Source organism: Paenibacillus sp. 2KB_22, from assembly GCF_052115745.1.
GTDB lineage: Bacteria > Bacillota > Bacilli > Paenibacillales > Paenibacillaceae > Paenibacillus.
In genome coordinates, this window is record NZ_JBFRHG010000002.1 from 280,178 (window position 1) to 300,704 (window position 20,527).

The window sequence follows — 20,527 nt, forward strand, 5'->3', positions numbered from 1 at the left end:
GTGAAGCCTTCCATTTATCGTTATTTGGTGAACAGTTTCCGCTCCATATGGGTCAGAAACTCATAACCATCTGGCGTTACGACAATGGTATCCTCGATTTGGAATCCACCAGCACCTAACTCGTAATATGGCACCTCAACACATAGCACCATACCGGACTCCAGTATGCGCTGGTCCCCCGGGGAGAGGGTTATATCGTCGTACAGTTCCAACCCGATGGCATGGCCCACATGCTGACGTCGGTAATGCGGAATCCCCTCACGCTGTACCTGGGACACTGCCGCATGGAATACGTCCGACGCCTTTACGCCAGGGCGCACGGTTTCAAGTGCCGTCTCCCAGCCACTTTTAACGGCATCAAAATGTTTTTTCATCCAAGCAGTAGGCTCACCTGCAACAACCGTACGGCCCGTATCTCCCCAGTATCCTTCCAGCTGAAGGCAAAGATCGAAACGGATCTGATCTCCAGTCTCTATCGTATGAAAATAATTTTCAATGAGTGGCAACGCACTACGTGGCCCTGCCCCTACCGCTGTCATTGCGGGAGTTCCACCTGCTCTCATCACAGCCAGGCGATAATGATCGGCAAGTTGCTTCTCATGAACACCTGCGGCAATCAGATCAATGAGTTCCTGCTCAATCCGTTCATTTAATTGGGCAGCCTGACGAAGTTGCTCGATCTCAAAAGGGGTCTTGACCAGACGGATATGTCTGAACAGCTTATATGCAGGAACTACCGGTCTGTCAGTAACCTCCTCCTTGATTCTGGTCAGAATATCGGGAGCGATCCGCATCTCATCGATTCCAATCGGCTGATCTTCGATCTCAAGCTGTTTTAATGCTGCCTTGAGCGCTTCTACTGGACTTGGATGAATAACCGTCGTTTGCAAGAGAGAATAGAACAGATCAATGTCGTCAGTGGAAGGTTTGCCTTCAATTGAACCTTCCACGAAAAAATCACTGTAGGCAAATATGTCCACCCCCGTGATACCGAATTGGGCCACCACGCCCAACCGATTCGTTGGAATGACGATACACGGCTTAGCAGATCTATCCGCAGGCAGAACCGCATAAATCTGCATCATCCAATTGCTTGCACGCAGTTGGGACCCGATGACATAGTGAAGGTTCTCCGGAGTAGTTGCGATCAGGGCACTTAGCCCCTGAGCTTTCATCACTTCTTCCGCCCGATCCCGATTCAGACCTGAGCTATGGGATAGATGCTGTGAATTAGTCATTTTGATCCAGACCTCCTTTTGTTTTGGTGCGACCAAATAAACGTTCAAGTCCCGGTACAGAGCGCAGCACTAGTTTAATCGTCATAAATAGAGCTAGCGCAAAAGCGATCAGAACGACAGACACAACAGCAATCGTTGGGTCCTGCCATTTCTCCATATACAGGAATAGCTGGATTGGCAACGTGTAGCTATCCTGACGGAGTAGCAGCAGTGCAGCCTCGACCTGATCGAAAGTGAAGACAAAAGCGACAGACCCCGACAGGAGCAGGGATAATCGGAGCTGTGGCAGCGTAATTGTGAAAAAGATACGCATCGGTCCTGCGCCAAGGTCCGCAGCAGCTTCCCGGTGAGCCGGGTGCAGATTGGCTAATGCACTCCCCACAAGAGTGAGCACGAATGGAAGCACAATGACCGCTTCACCCAAAATAAGTGCAAACAGTCCGCCGGCAATATGCATTTTCGAGAATAAAATCAAATATGCGATACCCAGCGTAATTTTCGGCATAACCATTGGAGATACAAAAAATGCTCTTAAAATACCTGAGCCGGGGAAAGGGTACTGCACAATCGCTAGCGCTGCAAGTGTACCTGTAATCAAAGCCAGCAGAACCGCTCCTGTGGAAGCAATAAGGCTGTTCTTGAACGCATCAAGAAATTGGGTCTGCTCACTCAGATTGGCGTACCATTTCAAGGTTAGACCTTCCGGCGGGAATTTGCTGGCTGAACCAGAGCCTACAGATGTCAACATAATCATCAGCAGTGGCAGCAGCAAATAAATTGCTACGGCACCCACAAAGATATAGAGCAACAGCTTGGTTCCCCTGTTCGACTTAACCATATGCCTGACCTCCCTTACGGGAACGACGGAACATCAACATTTCTGCTCCTTTATTCACAAGCAACGAGACGACAATGGAAGACACAAGTAAGAACAGGCTAGCAACCGCAGCCATCGGCCAGTTGGTATCCAACGTACGCTGGTATATAAATACCGGAAGTGTCATGACTCTTCCCCCGCCGATCAGCTGAGGTGTGGTGAATGCGGTGAGACATAGCGTGAACACAATCTGCACCCCGCTTGCAATGCCTCTTGCCGATAAAGGCAGGGTAATGGTCAAGAACGTTCGCCAGCTGCCCGCCCCCAAATCCTGAGCAGCTGCCTTTAAAGAGGCATCACTTTGGGACAATACATTCAGGATTGGAAAGACCATAAATGGCAGGAAAATATGGACAAGCGCCACAACGACACCTGTCTCGTTGTATATCATGCTGAATCCTTCCTCGGTAAGCCCCAGCCGGATGAACACCCAGTTCATGAAACCCTGTTTGGACAGCAAAAGTTGCCATCCGTAAGAACGCACAACCGCGCTGACCAGTAGCGGAAGAAAGGTGAGCAGCAGCAACAATTGCTTCATGCCAGGCTTCTTTAGACCAGCTATGCAGTAGGCTAGCGGATATGCAAGCAACAGACTCCATAACGTAACCTTAAAGGCAATGCGAAATGTCGTGCCGATCAGTTTCCAATAGTAAGGATCAGATAAAAAAGCCCGATAGGCTCCCCAGTCCCAGCCGCGAATAAGCTTGCCATTCTCATACATATCAAAGCTATATCTGCCAAAGATCAGCAAACCGCCAAGATAAACGATGCCCATCAGAGCAAGCGCAGGCAACAGAAGCAGCAACCGGGTTACCCATGTGCGATTTCCAAAGGAATACAAATTCACGATCCGTTCCGCGATCCGGTTCATATTCCTGCACCCTGAACATGGTCATGCATGGGATCAGATAATAAGAGCGCGTCCTCTGAATCAAAGCCAATTTGTATCCGTTCGCCTGGACGATAGCGCGAGACTCCCCGCTGATGCAGCACACTGGCCTGAACCAGGAAACCCTCAGCAATCTGCACGCTGTAACGAATATTTGCTCCGCCGTACACCGCTTCAATCACTTGTCCATTCAGCTTGTTTACGCAATGAGTTGCATCTTCTCCGAGTCGAATATACTCATTGCGGATGGATAGGGAATGTTGTGCTCCGGCTTTCGGCACAGCTTTGCCATCACTGACTTTCACCAGCAATGAAATGCCGAAACATTCTACCCGAATTCCATTGACATCATGTCCTAACACTTCTGTCTCTAAGAGGTTGGTATCTCCAATGAACTTGGCTACGAAACTATCGGCCGGTCTTTCATAGATTTCATCAGGGGTTGCATATTGCAGCAGCTTTCCGGCTCGCATGACTCCAATTCGGTCAGACATGTTCATGGCCTCACTCTGATCATGCGTTACAAAGATAAACGTTCCGCCGAACTCGCGCTGGATGCGTTTCAGTTCACGCTGCATATCGAGACGCAGCTGCATGTCCAATGCAGAGAGAGGTTCGTCAAGCAGCAGCACTTCGGGTCTGTTGATCAGTGCGCGAGCAATGGCGACGCGTTGGGCCTGCCCCCCGGACAGCTCGGACACTGCACGCCTGCCATAGTCTCCGAGCTGGACCAGATCCAGCATCTCACCTACCTGCCGTTGAATATCGGCTTTGAGTAACTTCTTCACCTTTAGCCCATAGGCAATGTTGTTGAATACGTCCATATGAGGGAACAGCGCAAGCTGCTGAAAAATCATATTGCTATTGCGTCCATAGGCTGGAACACCAGTCACATCCCGGCCTCCCAGCATAATGGTGCCCTTATCCGGTTGCTCAAGTCCGCCAAGCATGCGCAGCAGTGTGGTTTTGCCACAGCCACTCGGACCAAGCAAGGAAACGAATTCGCCCTTTTTCACTTGGAGTGTTACTTGATCAACGGCGGTTCGTTCACCATAGCTCTTCGTGACTTCCCTTGTTTCAATGGATATGGTTTCTTGTCCGCTGCTCATCTCTGATTCCCTCCCATCCGTTTCGGGTTCATAACAGAACCCGGAATCGTTGCGTGCCTGACAACAATCCTTCTATTGAAGCTTAGTTTTTACGAGTCGGTCCCATAGTTCCTTCCAGGAAGAACTGTTCTGTGCGAGCACATCCCAGTCTGGATTAATGCCGCTACTTTGCGTTTCAACGGAGAATGAAGGATCATCCTTGTACTTGTCTGGAACTGCAGCTGTCGTACTGGTTACTGGCGTACCCGTCGCTTCTGCATATTGGGACAGCGCCTCTGCGCTCAACAATTCGTTGATAATTTCATTTGCAACACGTGCCTGCTCAGGTGTTGAGCCTTTCACCACCTGAAGTGTGTACGGGAAGGAGATTGCACCTTCACTCGGATACGCTACGGCAAGTGGAGAACCGCCATCAATCCATGTCTGTGCAACCTGTGCGCTGAATGGGGCAATGAGAGCATCACCTGACTCCAGCAGTGCCTTCAGCTGATCATTGGATGAAACCAATGTGCCAATCTGGTCACTGCGATCTGCCCAGAACTGGAAGGCTGGCTCGGGATTTTCATAGGATGCACCAATCTCTTGACCTTTGGTCGCAATAAGCGGGGAGATATAGGAATAGAACATATAATCCCAGAGCGCCGTTTTTCCTTTGAACTCCTCGTTATCCCACAGATCGTTCCAACTGGTAGGTGGCGTTTTCACCAGGTCTTTGTTATACACTAAGGCGAAGCTCGAAACGCCCCAGACCACACCTTTATTGTCTGGCTTGTGGAAGGACTCTGGAATATCCTTAATATTGGTCACGATGCTTGTATCCAGGGGCTCCCACATATCATCATTTAAGCCTTTTGCCGTCGCATCTGCATTGAAGTAACCGAAATTGACGACCGGATTGTTGGCATCAGCCTGCTTGCCTGCCACCATCTTTGGATACATTACCGAATTGGAGGACTCCTCAAAAGTGACTTCAACGTTGGGATGTTCTTTCACATACTCGGCAACCACTTCTTTAGGAACAACATCCTGATTGGAACCGGCCCAGATAAACATCGTCAGCTTAACTTTGTCTGCGCCTGCTCCTGAAGAATCACTCTCTCCGGCAGTATTACTTGAGTTACCGGCTCCACCACAAGCGGAAAGCACCAATGTACCGGCCAGTGTCAGTGAGGCGAGGCTGAGAAAGCGTTTTTTGTTTGATTTAAACATGCAATTTCCCCCATCCATGTAGTTGGTTTTACGGTTTTATCGATAAGACAGAACTAGATATCCTCCATACACTTGATCAATTCAACCCTATTTTCTGGCGTATCCCTTCCATAATGTCTGAGATCTCCCGTGGATCTACTGTTAGGGATTCCTTACGTTTCTCCTCTACAATGCCCATGGTCTGACGTTTCAGGTAGTCTCTCAGTGCAAGCGGAGCATTCAGCAATGCCTGATTCAGCGTTACCTGCATCTCATCGCTCCATATGTCTTCAAATTGTTCCCGCGCCTTGCCATAGGCGAACTCCTCCTGCTGACGCACTCGCTTGGCTCTCATTTGTTCGGTATCGCTCTCGTTTAGCTCCAAGCCGTCAATCACAACACCGTATAACTCAAGAGCTTTCTCCGTGGATACCAGCCCTCTTCTTACATCTTCCAGAACCAGACGAGAATCACGTTCATACGGATCGCCATATCCGCCTCCGCCTTGTGAAAGGAACGTAACCGTTTCTCCAGGCTGAAGTAGCAGCTCATCAATTCTTCCAAGATGATGCTCACTTGCACGCCCAGCATTAAAAATCGCTTCTCCATGTGAACCTACGCCACCACCGAGCCTGCCCCACGGCTGAAACTCCATACGCTCCATGTTTCTGGCCGTCATCACAGTATCCGGTGTTAGAATTCTGACACACAGGTCAATCCCGCTTCCACCCCGGAAGGTTCCCGCACCTGCCGAATCGGCACGAAGACCATAATGCTCGATTAACACAGGCATCTCGAATTCCACCGTTTCCGCAGGAATATTCCGGAGATGACCGACCGCAAAATCCATGCCGTCAATCCCGTCTTTCATCGGCCTAGCTCCCGAACCTCCGCAGATCGGCTGAATTACGCCCACCTTTTTCTTGCCATCGGATGCATCTGTCATCGCCATCATGACGATACAGGCTTGTCCAGCTCCTGCCGCGGGGACCATATTGCCCTGAGCTTTCCCCAGGGCTCCCGTGATTACGTCCATCAGCCGAATAAAGGTCGCGGCACGTGCCCCAACAGCTGCCATCGGCTCCGGGTTGAGTACAGAAGCAGGAGGTGCGTAATTTCGCACCATGCGAATCATGCCCGAATTCCACGGAATGGTCGGATCGAGTGTACGGAAATAACGAATGAGTGCGGGTACCAGCATGTAATGTCCCTGTTGATTGTGGGTAGGAATATTGAATGAAGCCCTGACCTGAGGATCGGTGCCGCTAAAGTCCAGATGAATGTCACTGCCCGCGATCGTCATTTTGCAGCGCAACCGGATGGGATATCCTCCGGGTCCTTGCTCCAGATAGTCCCAGAAGTCATAGGAACCATCAGGGATATCCTGTACGATCGCACGAGCCTTCAGCTCGGCGTATTCCAGCAATTGTTCGATGCCCTGCTCAATTTTTTCCACGCCATAACGTGCAATGAGTTCCTCAAGCCGCTGCTCTCCCCGATTCAAGGCAGCCATAAGCGCTTTGAGATCACCAAGATTTTGTTCCGGAATTCGGCTGTTGTCCAGAAACATGCGCAGAATTTGCTCGTTCAAAACACCGGCTTCGTATAGCTTGACTGGTGCAATACGAATGCCTTCCATATGAATATCGTAAGCGCTGGGAGATACACTCCCCGGTACCTTGCCACCCACGTCAGAAGAATGAACAAAGCACATGCCGTATGCTATAATTCGCTCTTCGTGAAAATAAGGCTTGATGAGATGAATGTCTGGAAGGTGTGTGACCATGCCTTTGGTGGAATAAGGATCATTACATATGACGAGATCTCCTTCCTTCCAGTCTTCTATACTGTTAATGGTCGCAGCAGCAGGAATGCCCAGGGACAGATTGTAACCCGTCTCCAGCGGCGACCCGAACGTTTCCCCGGATGGAGATAAGAGGTAGGTTCCAAAATCGCCCGTTTCTTTGACAAAAGCGGTGAATCCTGTGCGCAGAACGACATTCGCCATTTCTTCCACGGCGGCTTGAATCCGGTTGTTGAAAATCTCAAGAAAGACCTTGTCACCGATCATGCTTCCACCTCCCCAATCACGTTCCCGTGGGCATCCCGGTATACCTTAAATCCAGGCGGGATAAAGATCGTTGTATCGTATTCCTCCACAATAATAGGCCCGGGGATGGGAGCATCCACCAGTGGAATCTGTCCCCTTTTAAGTACCTTAGCTGTCTGCTGTACATGGTCAAAGGTAATGATCCGTTCTTCCGCTTCACTCTCATCGAATGGCAAATTTGCCGGAGCTACCTTGTTATGAGTAGGCAAAACACCAACAATGGTCGCTCTGAGACTTACGAACATAACCTCCGCCTCTGGCTGACTAATGCCAAACACGTTCTGGTAAGATGAATGGAATTTCATTCCTGCCTTTTTAGAGTCTTCAATTTCTTCCAATGTCAGCGTGACCTCAAGATCAAATGCTTGTCCTTCATAGCGCATATCCGCACTGTATAGGCAATAGATATTGTCCAGCTTGACACCGCCTCGCGCTTCCTCATCGACCCAGCTACGTCCCTGGTTTTCCAGTTCAGCGAAAAGAGAGCCTAATTCGCCAGACGCCAAAGTCTGGGTGCTTTTATGTAACGTATAAACGAAATCATTGCGAAGATTGGCAACCGTGCAGCCCATGGCACACAGCGTTCCCGGAGATGGCGGGATTAGCACTCTGCCAATGCCTACCTCACGTGCCATCAGAAAAGCATGCATCGGGCCAGCTCCACCATATGCGAGCAATGTAAAATCGCGGGGATCAACACCCTTGCGAGCCATTAGGGGAGAAAACTGGGCATACATATTGGCGGTTGCCACATCGAGAATGGCTTGCGCAGTATGTTCAGCATTCAGTCCAAGCTTCTCTCCCAGATTGGATAGAGCACGCTCTGCAAGTTCGGGATACAGACGCATTTGTCCACCAAGGAAACGATCAGCATGCAAGATACCAAGCTGTAGATAAGCATCTGTGGTTGTCGGCTCTTCCCCCCCGCGCTGATAGCATGCCGGACCAGGGTTGGCTCCAGCGCTACGTGGTCCAACCTTGAGTACGCCTACGGAATCAAGCCAGGCAATTGAACCACCACCTGCCCCTATAGCCGTTACATCAACAGCAGGAATGATGACAGGAAAATCACCAACCTTGTTCTCGGATGAATAGGTTGGTTCTTTGTCAATGAGAGCAACATCAACGCTTGTCCCGCCCATGTCAAATGTGATGACCTGATGAATCCCAGCTCGTTCAGCGATATGGGTCGCGGCGATTACGCCGGAAGCAGGCCCGGATAGAAGCGTGCGTACCGGCTCATTAGCCGCTCTGGCAGCTGTCATAATTCCACCGTTGGACATGGTGGACAGCAAGTTGGCTTTGAGGCCATACGCCTGAATCCCTTCTTGCAGACGCAGGAAGTAAGACCCCATCCGTTCACCTACATAAGCATTCATGGCCGTTGCAAGTGTTCGTTCGAACTCACGCTGTTGTGGCCAGATGGCGCTGCTTCGGCAGATGAACAGTTGTGGATAACGTTCCCTGATCAGATCTTCCGCAAGCTGTTCATGCGCAGGATTCACATAAGCATGCAAAAAACTGATGGCCAAAGCTGTAACGCCATCCTCCACCAGCTCATGTACCGCTTGCAACAGCTGTTCTTGATCCAGTGGCTGGAGTATCCCCCCACTCGCAATCACCCGTTCATCAACTTCCTTCACGCGATTTCTCGGTACTAAAGGATCTGTCTTGTCACCGTACAGATTGGTTGTATCCTCAAGTCGCAACCGCCGGATTTCAAGAATATCGCGGAATCCTTTAGTGACCAACAGGCCTGTAACAGCACCATTTCGTTCGATTAACGTGTTGACGCCAAGTGTTGTTCCATGCACAAATAGATCAATCTCACGAATGTTCACGCCATTCGCCTTGAGTTGATCAAGTACGTTGAAAATCGCCTGTTCTGGAGCTGCTGCAATCGATGGCGTCTTCAGCGCCGCAATCACCCTGTTCTGATGGTCCATCACAAGTGCATCCGTGAAAGTACCTCCGATATCTATGCCTAAACGATAGAGTGTGTCCACAAGCTCAGCTCCTTTAACACCGGGTTTCGTTCAAAGGTGTTTTATTGGTTTTGCATGGCGAAATAACGTTTGACATCATTGATCATTTGGTTAATATGGTTCACCATTGCCGCTTCAGCCTGCTCTGGAGAGCCGGCTACAATAGCATCCAGAATCTGCTGATGGTCCACAACTAATTCACTTCCTACTCTCCGGCGAATATATGCTGTTTCTAGAAAATCACGGCTTGTCTCCCATACCAGTTCAACCGCGTGCAGAAGAATTTGGTTTTGCGCAGCATAAGCCAGCAATCTGTGAAACTCCCGGTCCTGCTCGTATGGTATAATATTCTTGGAAAGCAATTCATACTGGTTCGCAATCGATGCTTGCAACAGTAATATGTATTCTTTCGAGGCACGCTGTGCTGCCAGGGAAGCGATCTCCCGCTCAAGTGCCCTTCTGGCAACGAGAACATCCAGCAGAGCCTTTTCCCCGGAATGATTTAACATCTGAATTAACTGTGAATTCACACTTTTTTGCTGCAAATCTCTTTCCAGTGTCTTCATTCGGTCCAGACCCTGTTCGGTCAAAGTCCTTCCCTTGCGACCTTCCAGAACCGTAAAACCTTCAACATCCATCTCCATAAGTCTTCTTCCGATGGTTGCCTGACTCAGACCATACGTTTTGCCCAAAGTATGAACCAACGTACTAGCCCCGATGGGAGCGCTGGCGTCTCGAAGCTGCTTCAGCAGTTCGTATTCCAACTCCATTTCGTTTAGCTCAGGACCCACTGCATTTCCCCCTCTTAAATACTTAATTGTTATTTATTATGCTTTTAGTTGTTACTCATTGATGATTAACGATAGTATAACTTCAAGCCATCTCAGTTTCAACAAATCTCATCAAATTAGTACGAATTATTCACTCCCGCTTCATTATTACGTTTTCTAATTCGACATTAAAAAAGAGCATTTCACATCCTTTATTCCAACATTTAGCTGGAGGATGTAAACTGCCCTTAAGGTAGTAATATTTTTGAATCATAAACACACTCACGAATGAACAAATAAGGTCTCAGGACTTGAGTTGTTGCAGCAACTGCACACGGTATGCTTCACTTTCAAGGGATTGGATTTCCTTGTATTCTTCGGCAGTAAGCACTTTGGGTTCCCCGGCTGCCTTGGCGATCATATACACCTTCGCACTTTCTTCCACTACCTGGGTGCGGTAATAGGCTTCACGGAGGTTTTTACCCGTTGTGACCAATCCGTGATTGACGAGGATGAGCGCCGTATGTTCCTCTACTTTTGCTGAGACTGCATCCGCGAGAAGTTTGGTCGTTGGCAGAACGTATGACACGAATCCAATATCGCCCACCAATGCCGACTGATCAGGAAACAAGTGTGGCAATTCATCGAAAACGAGACTGAGTGCGATTGTATATGCCGGATGTGTATGTACAATGGCTTGAATATCCGGATTCACACGATAGCTGTACAGATGCATCAATACTTCAGAGGAAGGGCGTGTTGCTCCGGCCCGAGTCTCTCCTGTCTCAATATCAATTGCAATCCATTCTTCAGGCTCCAGATCTTCAAGCGCGTAACCACTCGGAGACAACAACATCGTCCCCTCCGAACGGGCGCTCAGATTACCACCTGGGCCTACGACCAGTCCTTGGGCAACTGCTCTGCGGGCATATTTCGTCAACTCTTCCCTTATTTGCTGTTCAGACATGTTCCTCACCACTCCTCGAACTTTTCTTTTTAGCATTTTACGTCCATGCTCATAGCATTGAATCTGTTCATTACCTTATGATTTGATTCAGACTTTGGTAGTTTTCATAAGCTTCTTGCCACACCTCTGAATCCGCAGGTTCGTAGGTCTCGGGGGAAAAGGAAGCAGCCATGACCTCCCGAACCTCGGTCAAGCTACTCACTTCTCCATGAGCAAGGAATTGCAGCATGCAATTCCCGGCTGAAGTTGCCTCTGCCGGGCCTGCCACTACCGGTACACCGGCTGCATTGGCTGTAAACTGGCACAATAGTCGATTGTGCACACCGCCACCAACCATATGAATGACACCAGGTCTTGTACCTGTAATCAACTGCAGTTCATCCAGCGTCTGTCTGAATTCCAGAGCAAGACTTTCCAGAATGCAGCGTACAACCGCTCCAGTCGTTTCGGGTACAGTCTGTCTGCTGGCACTGCATTGTTGCCGTATTCGCTCAGCCATATTCCCTGGCGCCAAATATACGCCATCTCCCGGAGATACGTAACTTATATGCGGCGTTGCCAAGGCAGCCAATTGGATCAGTTCTTCATGTGTAAAAAATTGATTCTCCCGTTCCCATTGCCGTTTGCATTCCTGTAGCAGCCACAAACCTGAACGATTTTTCAGGGTACGTACTTTACCACTTACGGTCCCTTCATTGGTGAATCCCAATGCAAGACTTCGGTCATCCAATACAGGTGTATCACGCTCCACACCCATAAGAGACCAGGTTCCACAGCTGATAAAAGCGAAATCCGAATCCATCGCAGGGATGGCTGCCAAGGCCGATGCGGTATCATGTGAGCCCACAGACACTACCTGCATCGGTCCAGTCCGTAATTCGGCGCATAAATCATTCGTTAACTGCCCCAGCACGGTACCAGGCTGAACGAGTTTTGGAAATAATGTTTCCGGTATACCAAGACGTCCAATCAGGTGCTCATTCCAACGCGCCTCTCCTGCATGCAACAGCCCGCTGGTACTTGCAATCGTATACTCACAAGCCTGCCGACCGGATAGAAAATAGTGAAACAAATCAGGCATAAATAACATGCGTACATCCGGACGCAAACCTTCGACATGCTCTCGCACACTGCCTAGCAATTGGAATACCGTATTGATTTGCTGCGGCAGAACGCCGGACATGGCGTACAGTTCTTCTTCTTTCACAAGGTACAGAACTTCTTCCATCCACTGCGCATTGCGTGCCTCCCGATAGTGACGTGGATTCGAGCATAATCTTCCCGCCCCATCTACCAGTCCATAGTCCACTCCCCACGTATCCACAGCTATAGATCGGACCGTTGGAGAGATGCCTTGCGTCCCTTTCACAATGCCTTGTTTTAATTCATGAAAAAGTCGCAGGAAATCCCAATACAATCTGCTTCCCAGCTGCACGGGTTCGTTGTTGAATCGATGCACTTCTTGTAACGAAAGTCTGCTTCCATCAAAAGAACCCCGGACTACACGTCCACTACCGGCGCCGTAATCGGCTGCAAGTACATGTGTTGCTTGATCGCCCAATCTCCCAAGCCTCCTTAACTCTACGAGATAAGCCATGGTCGCTATCTGAACACAGCCTTCAAGAGAACGCCATGTTACCTTCATTTCATAAGGAACATGGCGTTTAACAGGAATGGAACGTTATGTTAACGATACAACGGGCCAAACACACTGCAAGCACGGTAGTCTGCACTCTCAGGTTCACTTGTGCCGAATAATCCCCATGCACGCGGGCGGAAAATTTCCGTCTCGGGTACATTGTGCATATTTACAGGAATGCGAAGCATGGAAGCGAGCGTAATCAGGTCAGCACCGATATGCCCATACGAGATGGAGCCATGGTTCGCGCCCCATTGATTCATAACCTCGTATACAGAAGTAAATGCTCCCGATCCAGTTAGTACAGGAGCAAACCAGGTGGATGGCCAGGTTGGATCTGTTCGCTGATCCAGCGTATCATGTACATCTTCAGGCAGATCAACCGTGTAACCCTGAGCGATCTGCAGCACTGGTCCCAGCCCTTTGACCAGATTCAGACGTGTCATCGTTACAGGCATGCCACCTTTGGTCAGAAAATCCGCTGAATAGCCGCCCCCGCGGAAATATTCTACGGATGCCGGTCTCCACGATGTGGCTTTCAGACAGTCCTGAACTTCCTCATCTGTAATTTCCCAGAAAGGCTTAAGGACAGGCTTCCCGTCTCTGAACTGTTGTCCTGTGCCATCCAAAGCTGCGGAACCGGAGTTAATCAGATGCAGAATGCCATCCTTCGCGTTTCCTTCCAACTGGTGCCCCGTCACACGCTGTACTGAATCCGGACTCCAATACGTACGCACATCAGCAAAAATCTGTGCTGTATGGGTCAGCAGCGAACCAAACAACATGGACACACCATTCAAGCTATCATTCTCTGTTGCAACCAGATAAGGCGCGCGCTTGCCATTCCAGTCAAAGGAAGAGTTTAATATGGACTCCAGAAAATCTCCGTTCGGAGAATGATCCGTCCACTGCCGTTGTCCCTGGAAGCCGGATACAATTGCATGGTGACCCATCGATTCCTCTGTGAACCCCAGCTCTGCCAGTCTTGGATTGCCCGCCATGAGGTCACGGACGATTTGGGTCATTTTCACAACCGTTTCCCATTCGTACTCTTTGCGTTTGCGATCCGTTTGCAGATGGGCAGCGTTGTTGTCCGGACCTTCACTACAATTCTCCTTCACCCATGCCAGCGCGAGCTTATACTCCTCGGGGTCGTAGATTTCTTCTTCGATACGGCGAGTAAGTTCGCTCATATCCACGTATTCATTGCGCATGCCCAGATACTCCTGGAAAAATGAATCGTTCACAATCGAGCCTGCAATCCCCATGGATACCGATCCAATGGACAGATACGCTTGCCCTTTCAAGCTAGCGGCCGCAAGACCCGCACGACTGAACCGAAGCAATTTCTCACGCACGTCATCGGGAATCGTAGTATCTCCGCCGTCCTGCACATCCTCTCCATAGATCCCAAAGGCCGGAATCCCCTTCTGTGCGTGAGCGGAGAGTACCGCTGCCAGATATACCGCACCTGGACGTTCAGTCCCGTTAAAACCCCAGATGGCTGTAGGGATGGATGGCGACATATCCATGGTTTCCGTACCATAACACCAGCATGGTGTCACGGTGATCGTTACGCCCACATTGGAACGACTGAACAGTTCAGATGCTGCGGCCGCCTCGGCCACACCGCCAATACAAGTCTCAGCGACAACACATTCCACCGCGGAACCGTCCGGATAACGAAGTTCGGCTGCAAGCAGCTCGGCAACGGATGTCGCCATCCGCATCGTCTGCTCTTCCAGTGACTCACGAACCCCTTTGCGTCTTCCATCAATCGTCGGACGAATACCAATCTTGGGAAAAGCCTGCTTATAGCGATAATCCTGATGTGTCATACTAAAGTGTCCTCCTTCAATTCGTTTCATAGAATTTGGGTTGAATTGAGAAATCTTTTGTCTGATCCAAGTGTATTGAATGGCGTGAGATAATGACGGTATTACAACCGATACCCAGGTGGCACATAAGAACTGTATACACAGATTATCAAGAGCCTTCTTGAATATTGAATACGTTTACATATTTAAAAAAATACCAATAAACCATCTCATTAATCAGCTATGTATGTAGTTCCCCTATTCTAGAAAATGGAACGTGCATGAGCGAATTTAACAAAATGGTTTATGTAGTAGTGACGTTCAGAACCCTTTAGGGTTATCGGTAACCCTAACATAGCACGAGCCTATCTTGCTGTCAATTGGCATTATCCTATAGAATGGTAAGACTATGTTGCGGAAAGGTTAGATCCCTAATGATTACCATTTACGATATTGCCAAAAAAGCCAACGTCTCCGCCATGACGGTCTCCAAGGTCATTAACCATACAGGCCGCATAAGTTCCGCGACACGCGAACGTGTGCAACAGGTGATCGACGAACTTGGCTACATCCCGAACTCCAATGCACGCAGCCTTGTGCTTCAGCGAACCCAGATGCTCTCGCTGCTTATTACGGATATTACCAATCCTTTTTATACAACACTCGCCCGTGGTGCTGAAGATGCAGCCCATCTTCGTGGGTACCGTCTTTTATTCGGCAATAGTGACGAGGATTACAATAAGGAAAAGGACTACGTAGATGCAATTCTGTCAACTCGCGTCGATGGTGTACTCTTTGCCCCGGCGGGAGATCGTTCTCTAACTCATTTGAAACAGTTGCAGGAACGTCACATACCGTTTGTCTTTCTGGACCGAACCGTCCCGGGCATTACGTCAGATATCATTGCCGGAGATAGCCGGGAAGGTGCAATTGAGCTAATCCGTTATCTGGTGCAATTGGGGCACCGGCGCATTGCTCTGGTCAATGGTTCTTCAGAGGTTTCTACCGCCAGACTGCGGGAGGAAGGTTATATAGAGGGTATGCGTGAGGTCGGAGTTGATATCGATCCCGAGCTTGTGCTTCGAACCGGGTACCGGGATTTCAGCGATGAAGAGGGACTGGATCAACTACTCTCACAACCGGAGAAACCAACAGCCATTTTTGCCGCCAACAACATGCTGGCGATTGGGGTCATCCGGCTTTTGCGCAAACGAGGACTACGTGTGCCAGAAGACATCTCTGTCGTATGCTTCGACGATCTGGATCTGGCTTCTGCTTTTGATCCTTTCCTAACTGTAGCTGCACAGCCAGCATATGACTTTGGGTTTCAGGGCGTACAGATGCTGATTGACCGAATTGAAGGCAAGGCTCCTTCCGAAGCCCAAACCATTATTCTACCGTCAGAACTGCGCATACGGGCCTCTGCCTCTGCCCCACGTGAGCCATAATAGAGTTAAACGCAAGATTGGACTATATTAAGTCCCGTTCAAATTCAAAAAAATATACAACATCAAACAGGGTGCACCGGAGATTACGCTCCGGTTGCACCCTGTTTGATGTTCATGTGTTAGAATGACCCGCTCTACCGCTCTGACTGTAATGCGAGAGCGACCTCACGAACGAGTCCTGGGAACCAGTCCATAAGAGGTTCGAACGTATATCCAGCTTGTTCTGCCTTCGTTGTCTCCATCGTCCATGATTGCTCAATTCCGAAGGGTGACATATCCTCTTTCACCGTTTCCGTAAGGATCTGGGACTGCATGCCAGTGACCGTCTCGATCAAATGTATCATGGCTGACAACGTAATCGCACCCTTGGAGGCTGCATTCACCGGCCCGGTAATGGACGAATGTCCAAGCCAAGCGAGGAATCTTGCCGCTTCGGTGGAATTGATAAATCCAATCTCCGCATCCGGATTTGGCATGCCAATCGGTTTTCCTTTTTGCACATGTTCAATATGAAAATGAAGTCTTCTCGTATAATCATCAATCCCAAGTACAATTGGAATTCGCATCGCTACAACCGGGAAATCTGCTTCCTGGAAAAAGACAGCCTCCGCAAGCCGTTTGCCTTCTCCGTACGTAAAATCCTCCGCACTCCCATACTGTAACGGATATGTATACGGGTCAAAATCCGTTTCCTTAAATCCTGGTCTGGGATAACCGTACACCGAAAGTGTGGATGTCAAAACGTATCTTTTGGTTCGCCCAGCGAATGCCTCGCATGCCGATTTCGCCGCATCTGGTGAATAACAGATATTGTCGTACACGACATCCCACATGTCTGTCTGCGCAACCTCTGCCAGAGATTCCGGGTTTTCACGATCCATCTTGATCCGATTCACTTCGGGTCCGAAGTCGACATCCGTTTTACCACGAGTGGCGACTGTGATCTGCGACTTCCCTTCCCACAGTAAGTGATCCACGAGACGTTTGCCAAAAAAGCGTGTACCCCCAAGTATAAGGACTTTATTCATCCGAAAAACCTCCTATCATGTTCAATTATGTTTAACAATGTGAAGCATGGTGTGAGCATTCCTTTGAAACTCATATGAAGTTAGTTCTTCGGAAACGGCGTATCCACGCTGTTCGAGTATTAATTTTAATTCATCCATGTGCTTGTAACGTTCGCCAGACAGATCCACTGTTGGAAAAATGCGAACCTCTCGTTTGCTCACACGCAGCAGCTCCATTACGGTTGCAACATGAAAATCAACATGCAATCGATCCGCATACGTAAACAGGAAATGGGCAGATAACGTCAGATCGAATTGTTCATCGGCAAAAGGAAGATCTGGGAGCACCGATGCTACGTAACGGTCAGGGAACATTCTCATATCTGCGATGCAATCTGTGATGGCACGAGTTCGCTCTTCCGTTAACCCCTGGATTGATCCAAATTGATCCCACACATATATGTTTTGCACGGGTTCCATCTGTTTCATCGTATGCTCAATATCCTGATATCCCTTTACTTCAAGCTCGTCGATCCCGTATTCGTAGGCAATATCTACCGCTATAGGGTCTGCACCCAACTTGCGCGCCTGACTGCTGAACGAACATGCTCCGCCGGGACAATCCAGAATCGACTTGCCAGTAATCTCCTCTACCGTTAAGTTGAACATCTTCATATATTCCTCGAAGGTTCTTCCTATGAAAACAATCTGTGACAGTTCCAAACCACCAGAATCATTAACACGGTTATCTTCTCTGCTGTTCCTCTGATCATCTCTATTGTTGCTCTGCTCATCTCTGCTCATCTCGTCTCAGCTACCTTTCCTGTTTTGGAATCAATCGTTAGGGAACACAAGCCCGATCTGCTTCCGAATCTGATCCATGACCTGCATCGTAACATAAGAACGTTCATACGTGTTCATGTCGGATTCCTTTTTGCCTTCCTGAACCAGATTCACGAACTCCTCCACTTCATAATACATCGCCGGATGGTTTTGTTCGACTGTGAGTTGCTCAACCGTACCGTCATTGTATCGTATCTCTGCATGTTCTGGTGAACCGATCTTGTCAATGATGATGCTGCCCAGTTCCCCCATAATCTCGCTTGGTAGATGAGAGTTGGAGATTTTGGAGTATGTAACGATCGCATCCATCCCATCATAATCCAGTAGCACGCTGCCCTGTCCATCCACGCCAGATTCCAGCATCATCGCTTGGGACTGAACACGGTTAGGTGCACCAAACAATGTAATCAACGGATAGAGACAATATACACCGAGATCCATTAACGCTCCATTAGCAAGTTCAGGCTTGAACGCGTTCAGGACAATCCCTTCTTTGTACTTGTCGTAACGCGAAGAATACTGAGAGTATCCTGCTACGTATTTGCGGACAGGACCGATTTTATGCAGGTTTTCCTGTACCATTTTGAACTGGGGAACAAGGGTAGATTTCATCGCTTCCATGAGCAGAACCTGATGTTCTCGTGCTGTATCGATTATACTCCGAACTTCGGCACTATTCGCAGCCAGAGGTTTCTCGCACAATACATGCTTACCGTTGCTCAGGAAAAGTTCAGCCTGCTCCGCATGAACCGTATTCGGTGTCGCGATGTAGACTGCATCAATCACATCACTTGCCGCCAACTCTTCCAGATCGGTGAAGCGGTGTTCAACATCATATTTATCTGCAAATGCATTAGCCTTTTCTTCAGTTCTTGAATACACGGCGGTTAATTTGAATCCTTCAACCTGTGCTGCGGCTTCAAGAAGCCTTTCTGTAATCCAGTTGGTACCCACTACGCCAAAACGAACCATGCCTACCTACCTCTTTCATCTATAAATTTCATTTGAGATATAAACTGCTTACCATCTTGTATATTGTAGCTTATATTTCATTCAGATTGAAGGAAGGTACGGTATCCCAGATATTGATATCTTGCTTTTTAAGTTGAAACTTCGTCAATTCCTTGGAATCAGGGGTATAATTAGAGATGAGGTGAGCACCATGGAAAGTCCGGATCAAGATCGCATACTGCCCAAATCGATAGATGAAAAATACTGGCATGCCATCATCCACAACGATAATTCTTATGATGGAACGTTCTTTTACGGTGTGCAGACAACGGGTATTTTCTGCCGCCCTTCTTGTAAGTCCAGAGCACCCAAAGCTGAAAATGTACTGATATTTCAACGTGTTGAAGAAGCGTTGGCACGAGAGTTCAGACCCTGCAAACGTTGCAAACCTACAGGCGAGCGGGTACCTGATCAGGAGTGGATATATGGGATCACCGATTACATTGAACATCATTACGCCGAACCTCTAACCTTGGATGTCCTTGCCACCGTAAGTCATGGCAGTCCTTATCATCTGCATCGTGTGTTCAAGCGGATTACAGGCCGCACACCGGTTCAATATATTCAGGAAAAACGAATCACCGAAGCCCGAAAGTTGCTTGAACATACCAGACTTACTGTCACGGATATTGGACGCCATGTCGGTATACCTAACTCAGCTTATTTCATTACTGTATTTCGCAAACACACAGGTCTTACACCTGCACACTATCGCGAAAGGTATGACAACTCATGAAAACCAACCTTTCTTACAAAGTACCCAAAACGTTACTGAACAAAGGGACAGGCTTCCTTAATGGATATACACATACGTTGAATCCTTACACAGGCTGTGCCTTCGGTTGTTCCTATTGTTATGTCAGACAGATGCCAGTTTCTTTATTTCGCAAAGAGGATTGGGGGAGCTGGGTTGATGTGAAACAGGAGGCCTCCCGAGTGTTCGCCAAAGAATTGCAGCGTGCCCTGGCGAAAGGCAAAGTCACGCTGTTCATGTCATCCAGTACAGACCCGTATCAACCCGCTGAGTACAAGGAGTGTATCACGCGTTCATTGCTTGAAACGATGGTACAGTATCCGCCCGATTTTGTATTGGTCCAAACCCGCAGTCCCCTCGTTACCCGGGATATAGATCTGCTACTGCAGTTAGGTGACCGGGTTCGGGTCAGTATGACTGTGGAGACAGATCTGGACGATATGCGCAAACATTTCAGTCCTTCCGCTCCCCCGATTGCAGGCCGATTACGTGCATTGGAACAGTTGCGGGATGCCGGAATACCAACACAAGTTGCGATCGCTCCCGTATTACCCAGCAGTGAACAGTTTGCAGCCATCTTGAGACCTCTGGTTCAGCGTGTATGCATTGACGATTATTTCATGGGCGATGGCAGTGAGGGCAAGCGCACCCGGCGACTCGGCATGGAGTCGCTCTACCAGCAAGTGGGGATGGAGCACTGGTATCATCCAGATGCGTATCAGACTGTTGTTCAACGGATGAAAGACTTTTTTTCCGAGGATGAAATCTGGATCAGTCAGGCGGGATTTGAGCCATAAATGACTATATAGGTTGTACCAAAGAATATTTACACTGGATACTCCGATGACAAAACAACCTTCCGATCGCTGTTATCT

Annotated in this window: 17 protein-coding genes; 3 read left to right on the forward strand and 14 right to left on the reverse strand. The window is 48.8% G+C overall.

Translation table 11 applies throughout. The features are described 5' to 3' along the window. Positions 1 to 20: 20 nt before the first annotated feature. From AB4111_RS12165 to AB4111_RS12215, 11 genes are all read right to left on the reverse strand, one after another. Positions 21 to 1,238, reverse strand: coding sequence for a M24 family metallopeptidase (locus tag AB4111_RS12165; RefSeq protein WP_442031825.1), 1,218 nt, complete (start codon positions 1,236 to 1,238; stop codon positions 21 to 23). Continuing rightward, positions 1,231 to 2,076, reverse strand: a complete 846-nt coding sequence (locus AB4111_RS12170) for an ABC transporter permease (protein ID WP_442031826.1) — start codon at positions 2,074 to 2,076, stop codon at positions 1,231 to 1,233. Before AB4111_RS12170 ends, AB4111_RS12165 begins: the two co-directional genes overlap by 8 nt. Beyond that, entirely contained in the window at positions 2,069 to 2,986 is a 918-nt protein-coding gene (locus AB4111_RS12175; RefSeq protein WP_442031827.1) for an ABC transporter permease, read from the reverse strand. The genes AB4111_RS12170 and AB4111_RS12175 overlap by 8 nt, the downstream gene beginning before the upstream one ends. Next, positions 2,983 to 4,113, reverse strand: a complete 1,131-nt coding sequence (locus AB4111_RS12180) for an ABC transporter ATP-binding protein (RefSeq protein WP_442031828.1) — start codon at positions 4,111 to 4,113, stop codon at positions 2,983 to 2,985. Before AB4111_RS12180 ends, AB4111_RS12175 begins: the two co-directional genes overlap by 4 nt. Positions 4,114 to 4,185: 72 nt before the next feature. Continuing rightward, on the reverse strand, positions 4,186 to 5,322 hold the full coding sequence (locus tag AB4111_RS12185) for an ABC transporter substrate-binding protein (RefSeq protein WP_442031829.1): 1,137 nt from the start codon (positions 5,320 to 5,322) through the stop codon (positions 4,186 to 4,188). Positions 5,323 to 5,398: 76 nt separating this feature from the next. Beyond that, entirely contained in the window at positions 5,399 to 7,372 is a 1,974-nt protein-coding gene (locus tag AB4111_RS12190; RefSeq protein ID WP_442031830.1) for a hydantoinase B/oxoprolinase family protein, read from the reverse strand. Beyond that, complete coding sequence (locus AB4111_RS12195) at positions 7,369 to 9,417, reverse strand: hydantoinase/oxoprolinase family protein (RefSeq protein ID WP_442031831.1); 2,049 nt, start codon at positions 9,415 to 9,417, stop codon at positions 7,369 to 7,371. The genes AB4111_RS12190 and AB4111_RS12195 overlap by 4 nt, the downstream gene beginning before the upstream one ends. 41 nt (positions 9,418 to 9,458) lie before the next feature. After that, a complete protein-coding gene (locus tag AB4111_RS12200) occupies positions 9,459 to 10,187 on the reverse strand; it encodes an FCD domain-containing protein (protein ID WP_442031832.1) in 729 nt (242 codons plus the stop codon). Positions 10,188 to 10,470: 283 nt separating this feature from the next. After that, complete coding sequence (locus AB4111_RS12205) at positions 10,471 to 11,133, reverse strand: class II aldolase/adducin family protein (RefSeq protein WP_442031833.1); 663 nt, start codon at positions 11,131 to 11,133, stop codon at positions 10,471 to 10,473. Between the two features lie 70 nt (positions 11,134 to 11,203). After that, positions 11,204 to 12,694 carry a rhamnulokinase gene (locus AB4111_RS12210; RefSeq protein ID WP_442031834.1) on the reverse strand — a complete coding sequence of 497 codons (1,491 nt, stop codon included), beginning with the start codon at positions 12,692 to 12,694 and terminating at the stop codon, positions 11,204 to 11,206. Between the two features lie 125 nt (positions 12,695 to 12,819). After that, on the reverse strand, positions 12,820 to 14,610 hold the full coding sequence (locus tag AB4111_RS12215; RefSeq protein ID WP_442031835.1) for an L-fucose isomerase: 1,791 nt from the start codon (positions 14,608 to 14,610) through the stop codon (positions 12,820 to 12,822). A 413-nt stretch (positions 14,611 to 15,023) separates the two neighbouring features. Between AB4111_RS12215 and AB4111_RS12220 the strand changes: the two genes are divergently transcribed. Further along, positions 15,024 to 16,037, forward strand: coding sequence for a LacI family DNA-binding transcriptional regulator (locus AB4111_RS12220; RefSeq protein ID WP_442031836.1), 1,014 nt, complete (start codon positions 15,024 to 15,026; stop codon positions 16,035 to 16,037). 134 nt (positions 16,038 to 16,171) lie between these two features. Here AB4111_RS12220 and AB4111_RS12225 read toward each other — a convergent pair whose 3' ends face one another. The 3 genes from AB4111_RS12225 to AB4111_RS12235 are packed head-to-tail and all read right to left on the reverse strand — an operon-like array spanning position 16,172 to position 18,859. Continuing rightward, on the reverse strand, positions 16,172 to 17,065 hold the full coding sequence (locus tag AB4111_RS12225; protein WP_442031837.1) for an NAD-dependent epimerase/dehydratase family protein: 894 nt from the start codon (positions 17,063 to 17,065) through the stop codon (positions 16,172 to 16,174). Between the two features lie 21 nt (positions 17,066 to 17,086). Continuing rightward, on the reverse strand, positions 17,087 to 17,848 hold the full coding sequence (locus AB4111_RS12230; protein WP_442031838.1) for an SAM-dependent methyltransferase: 762 nt from the start codon (positions 17,846 to 17,848) through the stop codon (positions 17,087 to 17,089). Between the two features lie 30 nt (positions 17,849 to 17,878). After that, a complete protein-coding gene (locus tag AB4111_RS12235) occupies positions 17,879 to 18,859 on the reverse strand; it encodes a Gfo/Idh/MocA family protein (protein ID WP_442031839.1) in 981 nt (326 codons plus the stop codon). Between the two features lie 190 nt (positions 18,860 to 19,049). On the opposite strand from AB4111_RS12235, the gene AB4111_RS12240 reads away from it, so the two are divergent. Beyond that, positions 19,050 to 19,634: a bifunctional transcriptional activator/DNA repair enzyme AdaA gene (locus AB4111_RS12240; protein WP_442031840.1), complete on the forward strand. Its 585-nt coding sequence runs from the start codon at positions 19,050 to 19,052 to the stop codon at positions 19,632 to 19,634. Continuing rightward, positions 19,631 to 20,449: an SPL family radical SAM protein gene (locus AB4111_RS12245; protein ID WP_442031841.1), complete on the forward strand. Its 819-nt coding sequence runs from the start codon at positions 19,631 to 19,633 to the stop codon at positions 20,447 to 20,449. The genes AB4111_RS12240 and AB4111_RS12245 overlap by 4 nt, the downstream gene beginning before the upstream one ends. The last annotated feature ends 78 nt before the right edge of the window (positions 20,450 to 20,527 follow it).

Excerpts from the sequence above, each read along its gene's own strand:
- AB4111_RS12220 (WP_442031836.1), top strand. The coding sequence starts at position 15,024 with ATGATTACCATTTACGATATTGCCAAAAAAGCCAACGTCTCCGCCATG.
- AB4111_RS12205 (WP_442031833.1), bottom strand. The coding sequence starts at position 11,133 with ATGTCTGAACAGCAAATAAGGGAAGAGTTGACGAAATATGCCCGCAGA.
- AB4111_RS12170 (WP_442031826.1), bottom strand. The coding sequence starts at position 2,076 with ATGGTTAAGTCGAACAGGGGAACCAAGCTGTTGCTCTATATCTTTGTG.
- AB4111_RS12185 (WP_442031829.1), bottom strand. The coding sequence starts at position 5,322 with ATGTTTAAATCAAACAAAAAACGCTTTCTCAGCCTCGCCTCACTGACA.
- AB4111_RS12240 (WP_442031840.1), top strand. The coding sequence starts at position 19,050 with ATGGAAAGTCCGGATCAAGATCGCATACTGCCCAAATCGATAGATGAA.
- AB4111_RS12245 (WP_442031841.1), top strand. The coding sequence starts at position 19,631 with ATGAAAACCAACCTTTCTTACAAAGTACCCAAAACGTTACTGAACAAA.
- AB4111_RS12225 (WP_442031837.1), bottom strand. The coding sequence starts at position 17,065 with ATGAATAAAGTCCTTATACTTGGGGGTACACGCTTTTTTGGCAAACGT.
- AB4111_RS12215 (WP_442031835.1), bottom strand. The coding sequence starts at position 14,610 with ATGACACATCAGGATTATCGCTATAAGCAGGCTTTTCCCAAGATTGGT.
- AB4111_RS12230 (WP_442031838.1), bottom strand. The coding sequence starts at position 17,848 with ATGAGCAGAGATGAGCAGAGCAACAATAGAGATGATCAGAGGAACAGC.
- AB4111_RS12175 (WP_442031827.1), bottom strand. The coding sequence starts at position 2,986 with ATGAACCGGATCGCGGAACGGATCGTGAATTTGTATTCCTTTGGAAAT.
- AB4111_RS12165 (WP_442031825.1), bottom strand. The coding sequence starts at position 1,238 with ATGACTAATTCACAGCATCTATCCCATAGCTCAGGTCTGAATCGGGAT.
- AB4111_RS12190 (WP_442031830.1), bottom strand. The coding sequence starts at position 7,372 with ATGATCGGTGACAAGGTCTTTCTTGAGATTTTCAACAACCGGATTCAA.
- AB4111_RS12235 (WP_442031839.1), bottom strand. The coding sequence starts at position 18,859 with ATGGTTCGTTTTGGCGTAGTGGGTACCAACTGGATTACAGAAAGGCTT.
- AB4111_RS12180 (WP_442031828.1), bottom strand. The coding sequence starts at position 4,113 with ATGAGCAGCGGACAAGAAACCATATCCATTGAAACAAGGGAAGTCACG.